Below are 17,122 nucleotides of genomic sequence, written 5' to 3' on the forward strand. Positions count from 1 at the left end.
GATACTCCTTACCGGGAGTGGCAGGACTGCCGTAGGGCCTCGATTTCCTGCCACTCCCGATGCACACTGGGACCATGCTCGAAAACGTGGCCGCCGTCCTGCTCGACGGTGTACATCCCTTCGAACTCGGCGTGGTCTGCGAGGTCTTCGGCATCGACCGGAGCGACGAGGGGCTGCCGGGGTACGACTTCGCGGTGGTCTCCGCGGAGGGCCCCTCGCTCGGCACCCATGTCGGCGGACTGACCGTCTCCACGCCGTACGGTCTCGACCGGCTGGCCGAGGCGGACCTGATCGCCGTGCCGGCCGGGAGCGACTTCGTGCGCCGGGAGTACCCGCCCGACCTCCTCGACGCCCTGCGGGAGGCGGTGGACCGGGGCGCGCGCGTCCTGAGCGTGTGCTCCGGGGTCTTCGTGCTGGGCGCCGCCGGGCTGCTGGACGGACGGCGGTGCGCGGTGCACTGGCACCACGCGGCCGAGCTGAGCCGCCAGTACCCGCGGGCCGTCGTCGCGCCCGACGTGCTCTACGTCGACGAGGACCCGGTGATCACCTCCGCCGGCACCGCCGCCGGGATCGACGCCTGCCTGCACATCGTGCGCAAGGAGCAGGGTCCCGAGGTCGCCAACCGGATCGCCCGGCGCATGGTGGTGCCGCCGCACCGGGACGGCGGACAGGCGCAGTACATCGAACGCCCGCTGCCGCGCTCCTCCTGCGACACCGTCGGCGAGGTGCTGGCCTGGATGGAGCAGCACCTCGACGAGGAGGTCACCGTCGAGCAGCTCGCGGCGCGGGCGCACATGTCCCCACGCACCTTCGCCCGCCGCTTCCAGCAGGAGACGGGCACGACTCCCTACCGCTGGATCCTGCGCCAGCGCGTGCTGCTGGCCCAGCGTCTCCTCGAGGCGACGGACGAGACGATGGACACGATCGCCTGGCGCACCGGCTTCGGTACGGCGGCGGCCCTCAGGCACCAGTTCGTCAGGGCCCTGGACACCACCCCGCACGCCTACCGGCGCACCTTCCGGGGCCCGGAGGCCGCCGCCTGAGCGTCACCGGGCCACCGGCCTGACCAGCAGGTCGTGCGGGCGCAGGGTGATGCCGACCCGCACGGCGTCGTTCGAGCCGGCCACCTGCTCGAAGCGGTACTTCGTGGCGAGCGCGGCCGTGATCAGCGTCAGCTGCGCCATGGAGAAGTGGTCGCTGGGGCACTTGCGATTGCCCACACTGAACGGCTTCATGGCGTATTTCGGCACATTCCGCGCCCGCTCCGGAAGCCAGCGGTCCGGGTCGAACTCCAGGTTGTCGGCGTACGACTTCGCATCGCGCTGGATTGCGTACGGACTGTAGATGATGTCCGAACCGGCCGGAATGCGATAGCCACCGAGTTCGGTCTCGGCCACCGAGCGGCGGGTCAATACCCATACGGCCGGGCGCAAACGCATGGCTTCCAGGATGACATTGCCGGTGTGCGTGAGCTTGCGAACGTCCCCGAATGCCACGGGGCGTCCGCCGGTCACCGCTTCGACTTCGTCGCGTATGCGGTCGGCATGTTCCGGGTGGTCGGCAAGTGCCTGTAGCAACCACATGATCGTGGAGGCGATGGTTTCACTGCCCGGGGTGAGTATCGCGACGACCTGGTCGTGGATCTCCTGTTCCCCGATCGGTTCGCCATTGTCGTCCTTCGCCTCCAGCAATGCCGTGAGCAAATCGTCCGGCTTTTGACCGGATGCGCGGCGCTCGGTGATGATCTCGTCCACCAGCAGATGCAGATCGGCCAACGCGCTGTTGAATTTGCGGTTGGCCGGAAGGGGCAGCCGGTAGAGCGGTCCGAGCGGGACGACCATGCGCCGGTACATGCCCCGGAAGACGGTGGCGAGCGCGACGCACAGCCGCTCGGCGCGCTCGTCCATGTACTGCCCGCGCAGCAGGCAGCGGGCCGCGACGCGCACCGCCACCCGGAAGGACTCGGAGGTCGCGTCGACGGTCTGGCCCGCCCGCCAGCGCTCGGTGAGCGCGTGCGCCTCCTCCTCCATGATCGGCCCGTACGCGGGGATCGCGTCGAGCTTGAAGGCCGGCTGGATGGTGCGCCGCTGGCGCCGGTGGAGTGGGCCGTTGGCGGTCGCCACGCCCTCCTTGCCGAGCAGTCCCTCCAGCGACTCCCACAGCGGACCGGCTATGTGGTAGTCGGGGCTCAGCGCGAGGGCGCCGGTGAGTTCGGGGGCGGTGACCGCGTAGACGGTCTTCGGGCCCAGCCTGATGCGCACGATGTCGCCGTGGTCGCGCAGCTGGGACATGTAGGCCAGCGGGTCGCGGGCCAGCCGCCAGCCGTGGCCGAGCACGGGTACGCCGCCGCCCGCGAAGGGCGGCTCGCGCAGCTCCGGCGCCGCTTCCGCGCGGGTCTCGGGGTTGACGGACTCGACGGTCATTTCTCACCTGCCGCTTCGTTGTTGACGTACGGGGGTGTGGACCGGTCGTCCCAGCTGTCGACCATGTACCGGCCGGACTCGTGATGGAACCAGTAGACGGAACTGAACCAGTTCCGCATATTGCCGACGTTGGTCCGCACGGCGCCGCTCAGTTCCTTTCCGCGTACGGTTCCGTCGGCCAGTGCGTCGGCGAACCGTAACGCGTCCTGCTCCACCACGAGGAATTCGGTGATGGATTCCTCGACGCGTCGCCTGACTTCGACAATGGCTTCTTCCAGGGTGAGTCCCTGATGTGTGATGAGACTGATGCCGAGATTGTGGACCTCGTCGCCCGCGATTTCCTTGGGCAGGGAGCAGAGGTCGTTGTACCAGGCCGCGAATTCCTGACTCAGCAGCGCCGCCCTGCGATATGCCGGGTGTTTCCGCACCGCGTCCGGCAGTTCGCAGCCCGAGCTCGGCTCAAGGAGGTCGGTCCAGATCCAGTGGGCGAAGGTGAGCCGGCGCAGTTCCAGATACTCCTCGACTCCGGGCACGATTCCGCGGGTGCGGTTGTGGAATTCCCGGTCGTACGCCTCGATCACCGCGTGGAAGTGCCGGGCGAACCGGGCGTTCCAGGTCGTCGGCAGGAAGGCGTACAGGCGCCGCACGCTGTCGGCGAACCCGGCCACCAGAGTGTCCTCGTGGTGCAGGTGTTCCCCGGGTGCGTCAAGTGCCGTGTGCAGCAGGTCGCGCAGTCGCCGCCAGGCGCCGGCCCGGCCGTGGACGATGTCCCGGTCGTGCCGGTCGTCCCAGACGAAGAACCACGCGCTGTAGTCCGCTATCGCCTGCAGGACCGGCTCGGGGGCGCCCAGGTAGTACCCCGCCATGAGGTCCGTGTAGCACAGGCCGTCGGCATATTCCTCGACCTTGTCCGCCGGCATGAGCCGTTTTTCGAGCAGCCAGGTACGCGTCTTCTCCTGGAGCCTCGGCCAATACGGGTGCAGTTGCCGGGGAAATGCCGCCTCGATCACCGGGAGGCGGAGCGATGGCGGTACTGCGATCGCTGTCGGTGTCGCTGTGGTGCCGTGTGGGAAAGCATGCACGAACAAACCCCTCTCAGCCGCCGGTGGCGCACCCCTCTCGCTGAGCGGGGCGTGCGCCGTTGCGAATCCCCGCACTTCCCATTCAGCACCACAACTGACCGTTCTGGGAACGGATTTGCTCCATTCACTACCCCCGATGCCTGAATTCTCCTGTTGTGTGGCAGGTTTCGACAGACGAACGGCGCCCGCTCGGGGGAGACCCGAACAGGCGCCGTGCGCAAGGGAGATGTGTGACGGGTGGGGCGGTGTCAGTCGTTCGCGACCACGGGGTACCGGGGCTCGTTCTCGGCCATCTGCCGCAGCGCGTCCTTGCGCTCCCGCTTGGAGAGCCGGTCGATGTACAGGTACCCGTACAGATGATCCGTCTCGTGCTGCAAACACCGTGCGAAGTAGCCGGTGCCCCGCACCTTGACCGGGTTGCCCTTCTCGTCCTGCCCGGTCACCTCGGCGTAGTCGGGGCGGGCCAGCGGCGCGTAGGCGGTCGGCACGGAGAGGCAGCCCTCGTTGCTGTCGTCGAGGCGGCGCCGGTCGGCGGGCAGTTCGACGAGGACCGGGTTGCAGACCACGCCGACGTGGCGGACGCCCTCGTCGTCGGGGCAGTCGTAGACGAAGACCTTCTGGGAGACGCCGATCTGGTTGGCGGCCAGGCCCACGCCCTCGGCGGTGCGCTGGCTGGCGAACATGTCCGCCACCAGCTGCTGGAACTCCTCGCCGAAGTCGGTGACGTCCGCGCACTCCGTGTGCAGCACCGGATTGCCGACCACCGTGATCGGACGCGAGGCGCCCCGCTCACGCCAGGCCGCCTCGCGCCCCTCGCAGTCCTCGGTGTCGACGACGAAGCCCTCGTCGTCCACGGGGAGCACGCCCACGTGCTGCTGATCGGTGTCCTGCTGGGCCATGACCGACGTATGCCTTCCTGGATGAACCTGGCTGAATGCTTGATACAGGGTACGGTGACGCGCCCCCTTGGGGGCGCGGGACTGTGTCGATATGCGGCTCCGCCGCGAGGGCGCGACCAGCCACGACGAACGCGCAGTCGGCCAACAACCTCAGCAGACTTCTTCCAAGTCCCGCCAGTCACGAGAATCCGGGCTGTCCGCGACCCACCCGTCCAACAACCCCCTCACCAGCGCGGCCGGCGCAGCCACCCCGCACTCCCGCTCCGGCACCCACAGCTGCCCGTCGGTGCGGTGGCCCAGCGGCCCCGGGTGGCCCGGTTCGCTGTGGTCATGCGGGTCGAGGTGCTCGCCCTCGCCCTCGTCGGACGGCATCCGGGACTCCGAGCACATCCGGCACAGCAGCCGGACCGAGGACGACCAGTCCTCGGCGGCGAACCCGGCGTCGGCCGCCAGCTGCTCCAGCGCGTCCCGGTCGGACTCGGTGGCCGCCTCCAGGAGCACGACCCAGGTGGGCACGGGCGACGGCGCCCACAGCTCGATCTCGTCGAAGACCGGGTAGGAGTGCCCGGCCGCGGTGGACCGCTCCCCGTGCGGCACCCCGTCGTGCAGGACGACCTCGCCCCAGCGCCGCCCGGAGGACGGCAGCGGGATGGACAGCACCTCCACGCGGGCGGGGTCCAGGCGCCGCCCCCACACGACCTCGGCCTCCCCCTCGGGGGACAGCCGTACGGCCGCGCTGCCGAGTTCCATGCCGAGCGGCTCACCGGCGTCCGTCGCGTCCCCGGGGGTGCGCAGTCCGTACGCCTGCCAGGCCCGGCGGGCCAGCGGCCAGTCCTGAAGGGCGGTCGCCGCGATGCCGACGTTCCACCAGTCGGGGGCGCCGGTGTCCCGGTCGAGGAGCGCGACGGCCCGCAGCCCGGCCGCTCTGGCCTGCTCCCAGTCGTGCCGGAACTTGTGCAGCAGGGCGAGGTTGAACCACGACTCCGAGAGCCAGGGTTCCAGGTCGGCGGCCCGCGTCAGCAGCGCCCCCGCGTCCTCGTAGCGACCGTCGCCGATCAGCGTGAACGCGCGGTCGGTGGCCTGCCGCCAGGAGGCGGAGGGCCGGTGCCGTGCCTTGCCGAAGATCCTCACGATTCCCGCCTGCCAGTTCCGTTCTGTGGGCTGGCTGTGCCTTTCGCGCCCCCGGACACCCTTTCCTGCGCATCAAACCACGTACGGGTGTAGAGGCGCTCATTACCCATGGGTTACCCAGCCGAGGGCAAGGTAAGGCTGCCTCGCGAAAGCACTCGGGCCAGTGCTTCCACCACGTCCGGAGCGTAGTCGTCCGCGGTGGCCAGGCGCAGCTCCTCCAGGGCCGTGAGACCGCCGCCGGGACCGGCGTCCCGCGCCTTCTCCTCGTAGGCGTTGACGACCCGGACGATCCGCGCGGCCGGCGGCTGCTCCCGGCAGGGGTCGGCCTGGCGCTCCACGACCACCGCGACGGCCGGGTCGACGCCGGTCTGACGGACCACGGCGCCGCCGAGCAGCGCGATCCGCCGCTGTTCCTGGGCGGGCAGGCCGGCGGTGGCGCCCGCGGGTACCGGGTCGACCAGGCTGAGCTGGCCGATGTCGTGCATCAGGGCCGCGTACTCCAGCACGGTCAGTTCGGCCCCCGACAGCCCCAGGTCGCGGCCCACGGCCCCGCTCAGCTCGGCGACGCGGCGCGCGTGCCCGGCCGGGGTGTACCCGGCGATCTCGGTCGCCCTGGCCAGGGACGCGATGGTCTGCCGGTAGGTGGCCCGGACGGCCGCGTAGCGGCGGTAGGACAGCTGGGCGAGCAGCAGTGGCACGCAGAAGACGGGGAGCGCCCAGAGGCCCGCGACGCCCACCGCGAGCGCCATCACCACCCCGGTCGCGCAGACGGCGGAGGTGATCCCGACCATGCCGCGCAGCTCCTCGCGCAGCAGCGGGCCGAAGGGCCAGCCGGTGCGGGCGTGCGCGGGTGCCGCGGCCAGCACGGCGTCGCACAGCGTGGTCAGGGCGAGCAGCGCGATCAGCAGCAGCGCGTACGCGGGGCCGCTCCACTCGCGGAAAGTGCCCTGGCCGGAGAGCGGCTGGAAGCACACGGCGGCGAAGGCGACGGTGAGCACGCGCCGCGCCAGGTGGTCGAGGACGGGCCCACTGCCGCGGGCTATGTAGGGCACGCTGCCGGCCAGCGAGGCGGCGAGGACGACGGTGACGGTCTGGGCGACGCCGTGCGGGGCGGGCCGCCCGGCGACCTCGCCTAGCAGCGCGTACGCCAGTGCCCCGGCGGCGCCGAGCGGAGCCGCCTCGCGGGCCTCGGCGTCGGCGCGGCGGGTCAGCTCACCGAGGGTGACCAGCACACCGAAGGCGAGCGCGACGGGCCGGTGGACGAGCCCCGACCACAGCACGGAGGTGAGGCAGAGCGCGGCGACGAGTCCGGCGGCGGCGCGGATGAGGTGGGGCACCAGAGGAGGCCGGCCCCGCAACGGGGGGACCAGAGGAGGCCGACCCCGCGGCCGGGGCACCAGGGGAAGCCGCCCCCGCGGCCGGGGCCCGCTCATACGGCACGCCTCCCGACGCTGTCGCGGCTGTCGCGCGCGCCCTCGCCGCGGGGCCGGCCGGGGGGCGCCGCGGCCGTCGGGGGTGCGGGGGTGCCGTCGGCCGTGACCGACGGGTGCCAGCCGTGCCGGCCCAGGGCGCGGACCAGCGCGCCCACCATCCGGGGGTCGAACTGCTTCCCGGCACACCGCTGGAGCTCCTGCACCGCCGCGGCGACGGGGCGGGCCCTGCGGTAGGAGCGGGTGGAGGTCATCGCGTCGAAGGCGTCGGCGACGGCCACCACGCGGGCCGACTCGGGGATGCGGTCGCCGACCAGGCCGTAGGGGTAGCCGCTGCCGTCCAGCCGTTCGTGGTGGTGGAGGACGGCGGCCCGGGCCTCCCCCAGGAAGCGGATGCCGCGCACCATCTCGTGCCCGTACTCAGGGTGCAGTTCGATCACCCGCCGCTCCTCGGGCGTCAGCGCCCCCTCCTTGCGCAGCAGCCGGGTGGGGACGCCGAGCTTGCCCACGTCGTGCAGGATGCCGGCGAAGCGGAGCGTCTCGACCCGCTCGTCGTCCATGCCCAGCTCACGGGCGATCATCATGGTGGCCCGGCCGACGCGCTCGCTGTGTCCGCGGGTGTAGCCGTCCTTGATGTCGACGGCCTGCACGAGCGCGCGGATGGTCGCCTGGTGCGCGGCCCGCTCCCGGTGGTACTGGGCGAACGCCCACCACGCGACACACATCGGCAGCAGCACGAGCAGCGCGGCCACCGGACCGTACGGGCTGCGCCACAGGACGGCCATCATCAGCCCGGCGAGCCCGTGCACGGCGACCGGTCCGAGCGTCCCGGTGAACAGCCCGCGCCACGTCCGGCTCGCCGGGACATGGTCGGCGAGCGCCAGGATGCCTCCGTCCAGCAGGGTGAGCACCAGGCAGAACGCCAGTACCGCGGCCCCGGCCGGCACGAGCGCGTACGGGAAGTCGGGCTCGGCGAGCGCGTCCCGCCCGCCGAGCCGCCCGTGGACGTACGCGGCGGCCCAGACGGCGAGCGTCAGCTGTGCGGCCCGCCAGACACGCCGCAGCGCGTAGGGCCGCCTCGGCACCGGGGACAGCAGGGCGCCCGGCAGTGCGACGAGCGCCGCGGCGGGCGGCGGGAGCAGGAAGGCACCCGCCAGCAGGACGGGGTAGCAGGTACCGACGGAGCGGGAGCGCGCGACCAGCTCGGAGCCCGCGTACAACCCGGCGAGCAGCAGCAACGCCCGCCAGGGCGTGGGTGTCGCGGGCAGTGGCCGCAGGCAGAGCAGTGCGGCCAGGACGACACAGGCGGCGTACACGCGCGCCCGAGCCGGTACCGCGTCCATGATCCCCTCCCCCGACCACGTCTGTCAGGCTCCGGAGCCTAGGACGGCGGTGGGGAGGCCGCGGGCAGATAACCCGCGGATTAGCACGTACGAGTGACTCGTGGGGGCTCAGGACTCCTGGGGAGCCGACGGTGCCGCCGTGACGTCGTGCTCGGGCACGGACTGTCCCGACCGGATCAGGTCGAGCCTGCCCATGACCTTGGCGCGCAGGTCACCCGGCACGTCGTCCTGTCCGCAGCACCGCTTGACCAGCTTCTTCACGGCCTGCTCCAGCCCGTACTTCTCCAGGCAGGGCGAGCACTCCTCGAAGTGGTGCTCGAACTTGACGCAGTCCGAGTCCGGCATCTCCTTGTCGAGGAACTCGTAGAGATGATCGAGGATTTCGCTGCAATCCGTCTCGTGCGGCTCTCCGCAGCTCATGACCCCGAGCCTTTCGCTTCGTTCGACTCTCCGGCGCCGGCCGGGACCAGACCGCGGTCGCGGGCGTAGTCCTCCAGCATGCCGCGCAGCTGACGGCGTCCACGGTGCAGCCGGGACATCACCGTACCGATGGGTGTCCCCATGATGTCGGCGATCTCCTTGTAGGCAAACCCCTCGACGTCCGCCAGATAGACGGCGATGCGGAACTCCTCGGGGATGGCCTGGAGCGCCTGCTTCACGTCCGAGTCGGGCAGGTGGTCCAGCGCCTGCGACTCGGCGGAGCGCAGACCGGTCGACATGTGCGACTCGGCGCGCGCGAGCTGCCAGTCCTCGATCTCCTCGGCCGCGCTGCGCTGGGGCTCGCGCTGCTTCTTGCGGTACGAGTTGATGAAGGTGTTGGTGAGGATGCGGTACAGCCACGCCTTGAGGTTGGTGCCCTCGCGGAACTGGTGGAAGGACGCGTACGCCTTGGCGTAGGTCTCCTGCACCAGGTCCTCGGCGTCGGCCGGATTACGCGTCATGCGCAGCGCGGCCGAGTACATCTGGTCGAGGAACTCCAGCGCGTCCCGCTCGAAGCGCGCGCTGCGCTCGGCGGTCGACTCCGCGCTCTCGCCCCGGCCCTCGGGCTGCTCCGCCTGGCCGTGTTCGGTCCCTGCGTCGGTCCCAGTGACCGGACCCACCTCCTCCAGTGACGTCGTGAAACCGAGACCGGCCCCACTCGAATCGGAGGATAGACGACGATCCGGTCCGCCCGCCGCCCGAATAGGGGCGGTCTTCGCCGCGTGCAGCACAGTCCAGTCCAGGTCGGATCGGCTGCTACGGCTCGGGCAGAAGGTCGAACCCATGCGGCGGACTTCCTCTCCTACGGCGTCGGTGCTGATTCTCAGCAACGTACGTCCGCCACAACAGTGGGCGCACGCCGGTCATTCCCAGGGGTTCACCCGAGTGAGCCGACCCACTTCGCGACCCCCTCGGTGATCAGCTCCAGGGCCGCCTCCTGGGTGATCTCCGCCCGCTTGGGCACGGCGAAACCGTGATCGCCGTACGGCACCTCGACGAGGTCGTACGTCCCCCCGGGAGCCTCGGGGAACTCCGCCGGCCTCCCGAAGGGGTCGTTGCCGCCCTGCACGACGAGGGTGGGGACGCCCGCCCCCAGCAGCTCGTCGGCGCGGGACTTCTCGGGCTTGCCCGGCGGGTGCAGGGGGAAGCTCAGGGCGAGGACGGCGTGGGCGCCGAGTTCGCGGGCGGTACGGCAGGCGACGCGGGCACCTGCGCTGCGGCCGCCCGCGATCACGGGCGGTCCCGGTGCGTTCAGCGCGGGCCAGACGCCGCGCCAGCCGGTGTCGAGGGTCTTCGGCGCGGGCGCCAGCTTCTTGCCGGCCACCCGCCAGGGCTGCTCGACCAGGGCCACGCTCACTCCGTGGGCGGGCAGCGCGGCCGCCAGCGCCCTCAGGTCGCGCGCCTCGATGCCGCCGCCGGCGCCGTGGCTCGCGGCGAGGACGAGGCGGGGCTTCCTCGCCCGGTGCCAGGTGATGCGGGCGGGTCCGGCGTCGGTCTCGACCGTCTCAACCGCCTCGGGCGTCTCGGACGTCTCCTTCGTCACATGCGTCACGTCAGAAGAGTGTGCCCTCTTCCGGCGCCTCCAGCTCCTCGAGCAGCTCCGGCCCGTTGTTGCGCACGTTGCTCACCGCGGTGGAGACCGGGAAGGCCCGCATCATTCCGGCGGGCGGCGGCGCCAGCAGGGAGGTCAGCGCGTCGGGGTCGGTGCGCGCCGGGTCGAGCCAGTCGTCCCAGCGGTCCGGCGTCAGCATCAGCGGCATCCGGGGGTGGATGTCGGAGAGCGCGTGCGGGCCGTCGGCCGGGGCGACCGCGAGCGGGGTGGTCTCGGCCTCGGTGGTGATCACCGAGCACGTCACCCACCAGGCCTGCGGGTGGTCGTCCGGGAGCGTGCTGTCCCGCCAGAACTCGTACAGCCCGGCCATGGCGAACACGGACCCGTCGGCCGGTGTCACGAAGTACGGCTGCTTGCGGGGCCGCTTCTTGCGTCCCTCGACCTCCAGGTCCCGCTCCTGCTTGCCGGTGACCCACTCGTAGTAGCCGTCGGCGGGCAGGATGCAGCGCCTGCTGCTGAAGGCGCGCCGGTAGGAGGGCTTCTCGTGGACGGTCTCCGCGCGGGCGTTGATCATCCGCGCCCCGCCCTCGGGCGTCTTGGACCAGGACGGGACGAGGCCCCACTTCAGTTTCCGCAGCTGCCGAACCGGCCTCGGGTCCTCGGCGTCCTTGAGAGGACGGTCCAGGACCGCGTAGACCTCCTTGGTGGGCGCCACGTTGTAGTCGGGCTCCAAGCTCTCCTTGGGCTCCCACTTCTCGATCTCGAAGATTCCCGCGAGATCCTCGGGTCGGCGACTCGCCGCATACCGTCCGCACATACGTGCCACACTGCCAGACCCCGCGCAGACACGAGGAGCCCTCACCGAACATGGACCACCTCGCAACGGCCTCGCTCCCTTCTCTGTGGGACGAGGTCTCCGGCACCCAGCCCGACCCCGACCTGTGGGTGGTGATCGCGACCCTGGTGGCCGCGCTGGTCGTCGTCGTACCGCACCGCCCGTGGCGGATAGCCCGCAACGCGATCACCATCGCGCACGAGGGCGGCCACGGGCTCGTGGCGCTGCTCACCGGCCGCACCCTGACCGGGATCACCCTGCACTCGGACACCAGCGGCCTGACGGTGAGCCGCGGCAAGCCGACCGGCGTCGGGATGATCCTGACGGCGGTGGCCGGCTACACCGCTCCCCCGCTGCTCGGCCTCGGCGGCGCCGCGCTGCTGGCCGCGGGGCGCATCACCCTGCTGCTGTGGCTGGCGACGGCGCTGCTCGTCGCCCTGCTGGTGATGGTCCGCAACGCGTACGGGATGCTGACGGTGGTGCTCACCGGCGGCACGTTCGTCCTGGTCTCCTGGCTGGCCGGACCGCAGGTGCAGGCGGCGTTCGCGTACGCGGTGGTCTGGTTCCTGCTGCTCGGCGGGGTGCGTCCGGCCTTCGAGCTCCAGGCCAAGCGGTCCCGGGGCGGCGCGGGCGACTCGGACGCGGACCAGCTGGCCCGGCTGACCCACGCGCCGGCGGGGGTCTGGTTCTTCCTGTTCCACGCGGTGTCGCTGTGCTCGCTGATCGGCGGGGGACGCTGGCTGCTGGAGCTGTGACCCACGGTCGCCCCCGCGCGCCCCGGGGAGACGCGCCCGCATATATGCACGGCATGTGCACCGTCGCGATTTCGGTCAGGTTCCGCCGCCTTTGATCAAGATTTCCGGTCGGCTTCAGCCATTAAAGTGGGGCCCATGACCGTGAACCCCACGCACACCGCCCTCTGGCCCGCACCGCACGCGAGCGGAGCCGTCGACGCGACCGTCCAGGTGCCCGGGTCCAAGTCGGTCACCAACCGCGCCCTGGTGCTGGCCGCCCTCGCCTCCGAGCCCGGCTGGCTGCGCCGTCCGCTGCGCTCCCGCGACACCCTGCTGATGGCCGAGGCGCTGCGCGCGATGGGCGTCGAGATCGAGGAGGGCGTCGGTCCGGAGGGCAGCGGTGAGTTCTGGCGGGTCATCCCGGCGGGACTGCGCGGCCCGGCCGCGGTCGACGTCGGCAACGCGGGCACGGTCATGCGCTTCCTGCCGCCGGTCGCCACGCTCGTGGACGGCCCCGTCCGCTTCGACGGCGACCCGCGGTCCTACGAGCGTCCGCTGCACGGCGTGATCGACGCGCTGCGCGTCCTGGGTGCCCGCGTCGACGACGACGGGCGCGGCGCGCTGCCGCTGACCGTGCACGGCGGGGGCGCACTGGAGGGCGGCCCGGTCGAGATCGACGCGTCGTCGTCCTCTCAGTTCGTCAGCGCCCTGCTGCTGTCCGGCCCGCGCTTCAACCAGGGCGTCGAGGTCCGCCACACCGGCTCCGCGCTGCCGTCCATGCCGCACATCCGGATGACCGTCGACATGCTTCGCTCGGTGGGCGCCCAGGTCGACACCCCGGAGTCGGGCGGCGAGCCGAACGTCTGGCGGGTCACGCCGGGCGCGCTCCTCGGCCGGGACCTGACGGTCGAGCCGGACCTCTCCAACGCCCAGCCGTTCCTGGCCGCGGCCCTGATCACCGGCGGCAAGGCCGTGATCCCCGACTGGCCGGCCCAGACCACCCAGCCCGGCGACCGGCTGCGGGAGATCTTCACCGAGATGGGCGGTTCCTGCGAACTGACGGACTACGGGCTGGTCTTCACCGGATCGGGCGCCGTCCACGGCATCGACGTCGACCTCGGCGAGGTCGGCGAGCTGACCCCGGGCATCGCGGCCGTCGCCGCCCTCGCGGACTCCCCCTCGACCCTGCGCGGGGTGGCGCACCTGCGGCTGCACGAGACGGACCGCCTGGCCGCGCTCACCAAGGAGATCAACGAACTCGGCGGCGACGTCACCGAGACCGCCGACGGCCTGCACATCCGCCCGCGCCCCCTGCACGGCGGCGTCTTCCACACGTACGAGGACCACCGCATGGCCACCGCCGGCGCGATCCTCGGCCTCGCGGTCGACGGAGTGCGCATCGAGAACGTGGCCACCACCGCCAAGACCCTGCCCGACTTCCCCGACCTGTGGACCGGGATGCTCGGGGCGTAGGGACTGTTCGCCATGCGCCGCTACGGCAAGCACACCGACGAGGACGACATCCGCTCCCGCCCCAACCGCAAGGGCAACCGGCCGCGCACCCACATCCGGCCCAAGCACGAGGACGCCGCCGAGGGCCTGGTCCTCACCGTGGACCGCGGCCGGCTGACCTGCCTGGTCGAGGACCGGGTCGTGATGGCGATGAAGGCCAGGGAACTGGGCCGCAAGGCGGCGGTGGTCGGCGACCGGGTGGCACTGGTCGGCGATCTCTCCGGCAAGAAGGACACCCTCGCGCGCATCGTCCGCATCGAGGAGCGCGCGTCCCTGCTGCGCCGCACCGCGGACGACGACGACCCCTACGAGCGCGTGGTCGTCGCCAACGCCGACCAGCTCGCCATCGTCACCGCCCTGGCCGACCCGGAGCCGCGCCCCCGCCTGATCGACCGCTGCCTGGTCGCGGCGTTCGACGGCGGTCTCACCCCGCTGCTGGTCATGACCAAGTCGGACCTGGCGTCGCCGGACGAACTCCTGGAGCTGTACGGCGCGTTGGACATCCCGTACGTCGTCACCAGCCGCGAGGAGCTGGAGAACGGCGCCGCGGCCGACCTCGTGCGCGAGCACCTGGACGGGAAGATCACCGCATTCGTCGGCCACTCCGGCGTCGGCAAGACGACACTCGTCAACACCCTGGTGCCGGAGGACCGCCGTCGGGTGACGGGCCATGTGAACGCGGTGACGGGCCGCGGCCGGCACACCACGACCTCGGCGCTCGCCCTGCCGCTGTCGTCCGAGGCGGGCGGCTGGGTCGTCGACACCCCCGGCGTACGGTCGTTCGGGCTGGCGCACATCGATCCGTCGCGGGTCATCAACGCCTTCCCCGACCTGGTGCCCGGCACCGAGGGGTGCCCCCGCGCGTGCAGCCACGACGAGCCGGACTGCGCGCTGGACGCGTGGGTCGCCGACGGCCACGCCGACCCGGCGCGGCTGTACTCGCTGCGCCGGCTGCTGTCGACGCGCGAGCGGAAGGAAGGCGACTGACCTCCGCGTTGTTTGCCGTGCCGTGGCACCGGTAAGTGCATAATCGCACCAAGCCGGAACCAAGCCCGTGCAAATCCGGACGAAGCGACCCAGTAACGACCGCCGGACACAGCACCGGACGACGCAGCGGTCACGGTACGGGACTACGGGAGGACAAGACATGGCGTGGCTGCTGGTCATAGTGGCCGGGTTGCTCGAGACCGGGTTCGCCGTCTGCCTGAAGCTGTCGCACGGCTTCACCCGGCTCTGGCCCACCGTCGCCTTCTGCGCCTTCGCCCTGGGCAGTTTCGGACTGCTGACCCTGGCCCTGAAGAGGCTCGACGTCGGCCCCGCCTACGCGGTGTGGACCGGCATCGGCGCCGCGGGCACCGCCATCTACGGCATGGTCTTCCTCGGCGACCTGGTCTCGACCCTGAAGATCGTCTCGATCAGCTTCGTCATCATCGGCGTGATCGGGCTCCAGTTGTCGGGCTCGGCGCACTGAGCCGGCCCTACGCCATCGACCGGCGCGGCAGGGCGGTGCGTACCAGGTCGGCCACGCCGCCCTCGCCGGGCGGTGCCGCGACGCAGGACAGGGCGAGCCGCACCGCCAGTTCGCAGGAGCGGGCCAGTTCGACGGCGTCCGGCGGGGCGAGCGGGTCGGCGCCGTACAGAACGGCCACGGCACGGTCGCGCACCAGGGCCACGAAGTCGCCGGGCGAGGGCAGCGGACCGTCGGCCCGGCGCTGGGCCGGCGCGGCGGAGGAGGACGGCACGGCCGTCAGCTCCGGTGCGGGCAGCCGCTCGCTCCAGCAGCCGGTGAGCAGTGCCCGGACCAGCGCGTTCTCGTGGGCGGCGGACATCATCCACTCGGCGGTCGCGGTGAGCCGTTCCCGCGGGTCGCTGGGCCCGGCGAGCGCGCGGTCCACGCCCGCGAGATAGCCGTCGGCCTCCCGGCGCACGAGCGCCCGCGCGAGGCCCTCCTTGCTGCCGAACTCGTTGTACAGCGTCTGCCGGGACACCCCGGCCGCCGCCGCGACGTCCACCATCCGCACGGCGGACCACGGCCGGCGCGCCAACGCCTGGTAGGCGGCGTCGAGCAGGGACTCCCGGGCTGCGGGCACCGTCGCCTCCCTCGGGCCGAGCGGCTTCGTGCCCAGATTTGACGGGTATGGGGTCACTGTCAAGGGTCCTCGCGCCGGGTCGGGCAGGGCCGGCGGGGCGCATCCGCCCCCGCGACTCCCCCTCCGTGATCCGCCACGCCCGCCAAACCCCTGGTGGCTCCCGCCCGTCCCGGGCCGATACGGTTGCCGCATGCCCGACTACCTCGACGACCTCCGCCTCGCCCACGTGCTCGCCGACGCCGCCGACGCGGCGACGATGGACCGCTTCAAGGCCCTCGACCTCAAGGTCGAGACGAAGCCGGACATGACCCCGGTGAGCGAGGCGGACAAGGCCGCCGAGGAACTCATCCGCGGCCACCTCGCCCGCGCCCGCCCCCGCGACTCGGTGCAGGGCGAGGAGTTCGGGACCACGGGCGCCGGTACCCGCCGCTGGGTGATCGACCCGATCGACGGCACCAAGAACTACGTACGGGGCGTCCCCGTCTGGGCCACCCTGATCGCGCTCATGGAGGCAGGCGAGGGCGGATACCAGCCCGTGGTCGGGCTGGTATCCGCCCCGGCCCTCGGGCGCCGTTGGTGGGCGGTCAAGGACCACGGCGCGTTCACCGGCCGCAGCCTGACCTCCGCCTCCAGGCTCCAGGTCTCCCAGGTGTCCACGCTCTCGGACGCCTCGTTCGCGTACTCGTCGCTCAGCGGCTGGGAGGAGCAGGGGCGGCTGGACGGCTTCCTCGACCTCACCCGCGAGGTGTGGCGCACGCGCGCGTACGGCGACTTCTGGCCGTACATGATGGTCGCCGAGGGCTCGGTGGACATCTGCGCCGAACCCGAGCTGTCCCTCTGGGACATGGCCGCGAACGCCATCATCGTCACGGAGGCCGGCGGCACCTTCACCGGCCTCGACGGGCGCCACGGCCCGCACAGCGGCAACGCGGCGGCGTCGAACGGCCACCTGCACGACGAACTCCTCGGCTACCTGAACCAGCGCTACTGAGCGCCCGCCGACTCCCCCTTCACGCCCCCTTGTTGACCCCCGCTTTACCTGCCACCCTGAGAGTCCCCCCACTTGTGAACTTGTGAATCCATGAACTAACTCATGGATCACCGGCAGGAGGTGGCTCCACCCCATGCTCGTCCGCGAAATCATGAGCAAGGTAGTCCTCACCATCGGCCCCGCCCACACACTCCGTCAGTCCGCCGCCCTGATGTCCGCACGGGGCGTCGGCGCGGCCGTGGTGCACGACCCCGACGCCGACGGCATCGGCATCCTCACCGAACGCGACGTGCTGGTCTCCGTGGGCCGGGGCCAGGACCCGGACACCGAGCGCGCCCACGCCCACACCACCACCGACGTCGTCTTCGCCGCACCGTCCTGGACCGTGGAGGAGGCGGCCGCGGCCATGGCGCACGGCGGCTTCCGCCACCTCATCGTGCTCGAGGGCGGCGAGCCGGCCGGCATCGTCTCGGTGCGCGACATCATCCGCTGCTGGGCGCCGGAGCGTTCGCGGCGGGGCACCCCGGCGGTGACGGCCTGACGGCCTGACGGGCTGACGGCCCGACGGGCCGAACGACGAAACGGGCCGGACCCCCGTACCCGGGGATCCGGCCCGCCGC

General features: G+C 71.9%; 18 protein-coding genes. 7 read left to right on the forward strand and 11 right to left on the reverse strand.

Annotated features, from left to right (window positions below):
• Positions 1–74 precede the first annotated feature (74 nt).
• The gene (locus ACZ67M_RS12560; protein ID WP_361351876.1) at positions 75–1,043 is read left to right on the forward strand and encodes a GlxA family transcriptional regulator; all 969 of its coding nucleotides are present in this window, start codon (positions 75–77) and stop codon (positions 1,041–1,043) included.
• 3 nt (positions 1,044–1,046) lie between these two features.
• Here ACZ67M_RS12560 and ACZ67M_RS12565 read toward each other — a convergent pair whose 3' ends face one another.
• From ACZ67M_RS12565 to ACZ67M_RS12610, 10 genes are all read right to left on the reverse strand, one after another.
• A complete protein-coding gene (locus ACZ67M_RS12565; protein WP_361351879.1) occupies positions 1,047–2,423 on the reverse strand; it encodes a bifunctional albaflavenone monooxygenase/terpene synthase in 1,377 nt (458 codons plus the stop codon).
• Positions 2,420–3,505, reverse strand: coding sequence for an epi-isozizaene synthase (gene cyc1, locus ACZ67M_RS12570; RefSeq protein ID WP_361353582.1), 1,086 nt, complete (start codon positions 3,503–3,505; stop codon positions 2,420–2,422). Before cyc1 ends, ACZ67M_RS12565 begins: the two co-directional genes overlap by 4 nt.
• A 248-nt stretch (positions 3,506–3,753) precedes the next feature.
• Entirely contained in the window at positions 3,754–4,404 is a 651-nt protein-coding gene (gene def, locus ACZ67M_RS12575; RefSeq protein WP_392010563.1) for a peptide deformylase, read from the reverse strand.
• A gap of 150 nt (positions 4,405–4,554) precedes the next feature.
• Positions 4,555–5,535 carry a tetratricopeptide repeat protein gene (locus ACZ67M_RS12580; protein WP_161329950.1) on the reverse strand — a complete coding sequence of 327 codons (981 nt, stop codon included), beginning with the start codon at positions 5,533–5,535 and terminating at the stop codon, positions 4,555–4,557.
• A gap of 113 nt (positions 5,536–5,648) precedes the next feature.
• Complete coding sequence (locus ACZ67M_RS12585) at positions 5,649–6,968, reverse strand: HD-GYP domain-containing protein (RefSeq protein WP_469850824.1); 1,320 nt, start codon at positions 6,966–6,968, stop codon at positions 5,649–5,651.
• On the reverse strand, positions 6,965–8,308 hold the full coding sequence (locus ACZ67M_RS12590; RefSeq protein WP_469850826.1) for an HD-GYP domain-containing protein: 1,344 nt from the start codon (positions 8,306–8,308) through the stop codon (positions 6,965–6,967). Before ACZ67M_RS12590 ends, ACZ67M_RS12585 begins: the two co-directional genes overlap by 4 nt.
• 108 nt (positions 8,309–8,416) lie before the next feature.
• Positions 8,417–8,728, reverse strand: a complete 312-nt coding sequence (gene rsrA, locus ACZ67M_RS12595; protein WP_007444529.1) for a mycothiol system anti-sigma-R factor — start codon at positions 8,726–8,728, stop codon at positions 8,417–8,419.
• Positions 8,725–9,408 carry an RNA polymerase sigma factor SigR gene (gene sigR, locus ACZ67M_RS12600; RefSeq protein WP_064729748.1) on the reverse strand — a complete coding sequence of 228 codons (684 nt, stop codon included), beginning with the start codon at positions 9,406–9,408 and terminating at the stop codon, positions 8,725–8,727. Before sigR ends, rsrA begins: the two co-directional genes overlap by 4 nt.
• Before the next feature lie 257 nt (positions 9,409–9,665).
• Positions 9,666–10,331: an alpha/beta hydrolase family protein gene (locus ACZ67M_RS12605; RefSeq protein ID WP_469851335.1), complete on the reverse strand. Its 666-nt coding sequence runs from the start codon at positions 10,329–10,331 to the stop codon at positions 9,666–9,668.
• Positions 10,332–10,341: 10 nt separating this feature from the next.
• Positions 10,342–11,157 (reverse strand): SOS response-associated peptidase, encoded by an 816-nt coding sequence (locus tag ACZ67M_RS12610; RefSeq protein ID WP_392010553.1) that lies wholly within the window; start codon positions 11,155–11,157, stop codon positions 10,342–10,344.
• A 50-nt stretch (positions 11,158–11,207) separates the two neighbouring features.
• Here ACZ67M_RS12610 and ACZ67M_RS12615 point away from each other — a divergent pair, with 50 nt between their 5' ends.
• From ACZ67M_RS12615 to ACZ67M_RS12630, 4 genes are all read left to right on the forward strand, one after another.
• Positions 11,208–11,930 (forward strand): M50 family metallopeptidase, encoded by a 723-nt coding sequence (locus tag ACZ67M_RS12615; protein WP_469850829.1) that lies wholly within the window; start codon positions 11,208–11,210, stop codon positions 11,928–11,930.
• Positions 11,931–12,065: 135 nt separating this feature from the next.
• A complete protein-coding gene (aroA, locus tag ACZ67M_RS12620) occupies positions 12,066–13,382 on the forward strand; it encodes a 3-phosphoshikimate 1-carboxyvinyltransferase (protein WP_469850830.1) in 1,317 nt (438 codons plus the stop codon).
• Positions 13,383–13,394: 12 nt separating this feature from the next.
• A complete protein-coding gene (gene rsgA / locus ACZ67M_RS12625; protein WP_469850831.1) occupies positions 13,395–14,408 on the forward strand; it encodes a ribosome small subunit-dependent GTPase A in 1,014 nt (337 codons plus the stop codon).
• Between the two features lie 160 nt (positions 14,409–14,568).
• Positions 14,569–14,892, forward strand: a complete 324-nt coding sequence (locus tag ACZ67M_RS12630) for a DMT family transporter (RefSeq protein ID WP_064729742.1) — start codon at positions 14,569–14,571, stop codon at positions 14,890–14,892.
• 7 nt (positions 14,893–14,899) lie between these two features.
• Here ACZ67M_RS12630 and ACZ67M_RS12635 read toward each other — a convergent pair whose 3' ends face one another.
• A complete protein-coding gene (locus tag ACZ67M_RS12635) occupies positions 14,900–15,511 on the reverse strand; it encodes a TetR/AcrR family transcriptional regulator (RefSeq protein WP_307015034.1) in 612 nt (203 codons plus the stop codon).
• A 190-nt stretch (positions 15,512–15,701) separates the two neighbouring features.
• Here ACZ67M_RS12635 and hisN point away from each other — a divergent pair, with 190 nt between their 5' ends.
• Both hisN and ACZ67M_RS12645 read left to right on the forward strand, forming a co-directional pair.
• Positions 15,702–16,502 (forward strand): histidinol-phosphatase, encoded by an 801-nt coding sequence (hisN, locus tag ACZ67M_RS12640; protein WP_361351907.1) that lies wholly within the window; start codon positions 15,702–15,704, stop codon positions 16,500–16,502.
• Positions 16,503–16,635: 133 nt separating this feature from the next.
• Positions 16,636–17,043, forward strand: coding sequence for a CBS domain-containing protein (locus tag ACZ67M_RS12645; protein WP_361351910.1), 408 nt, complete (start codon positions 16,636–16,638; stop codon positions 17,041–17,043).
• The last annotated feature ends 79 nt before the right edge of the window (positions 17,044–17,122 follow it).

It is taken from the genome of Streptomyces sp. NPDC107500, from assembly GCF_055582785.1.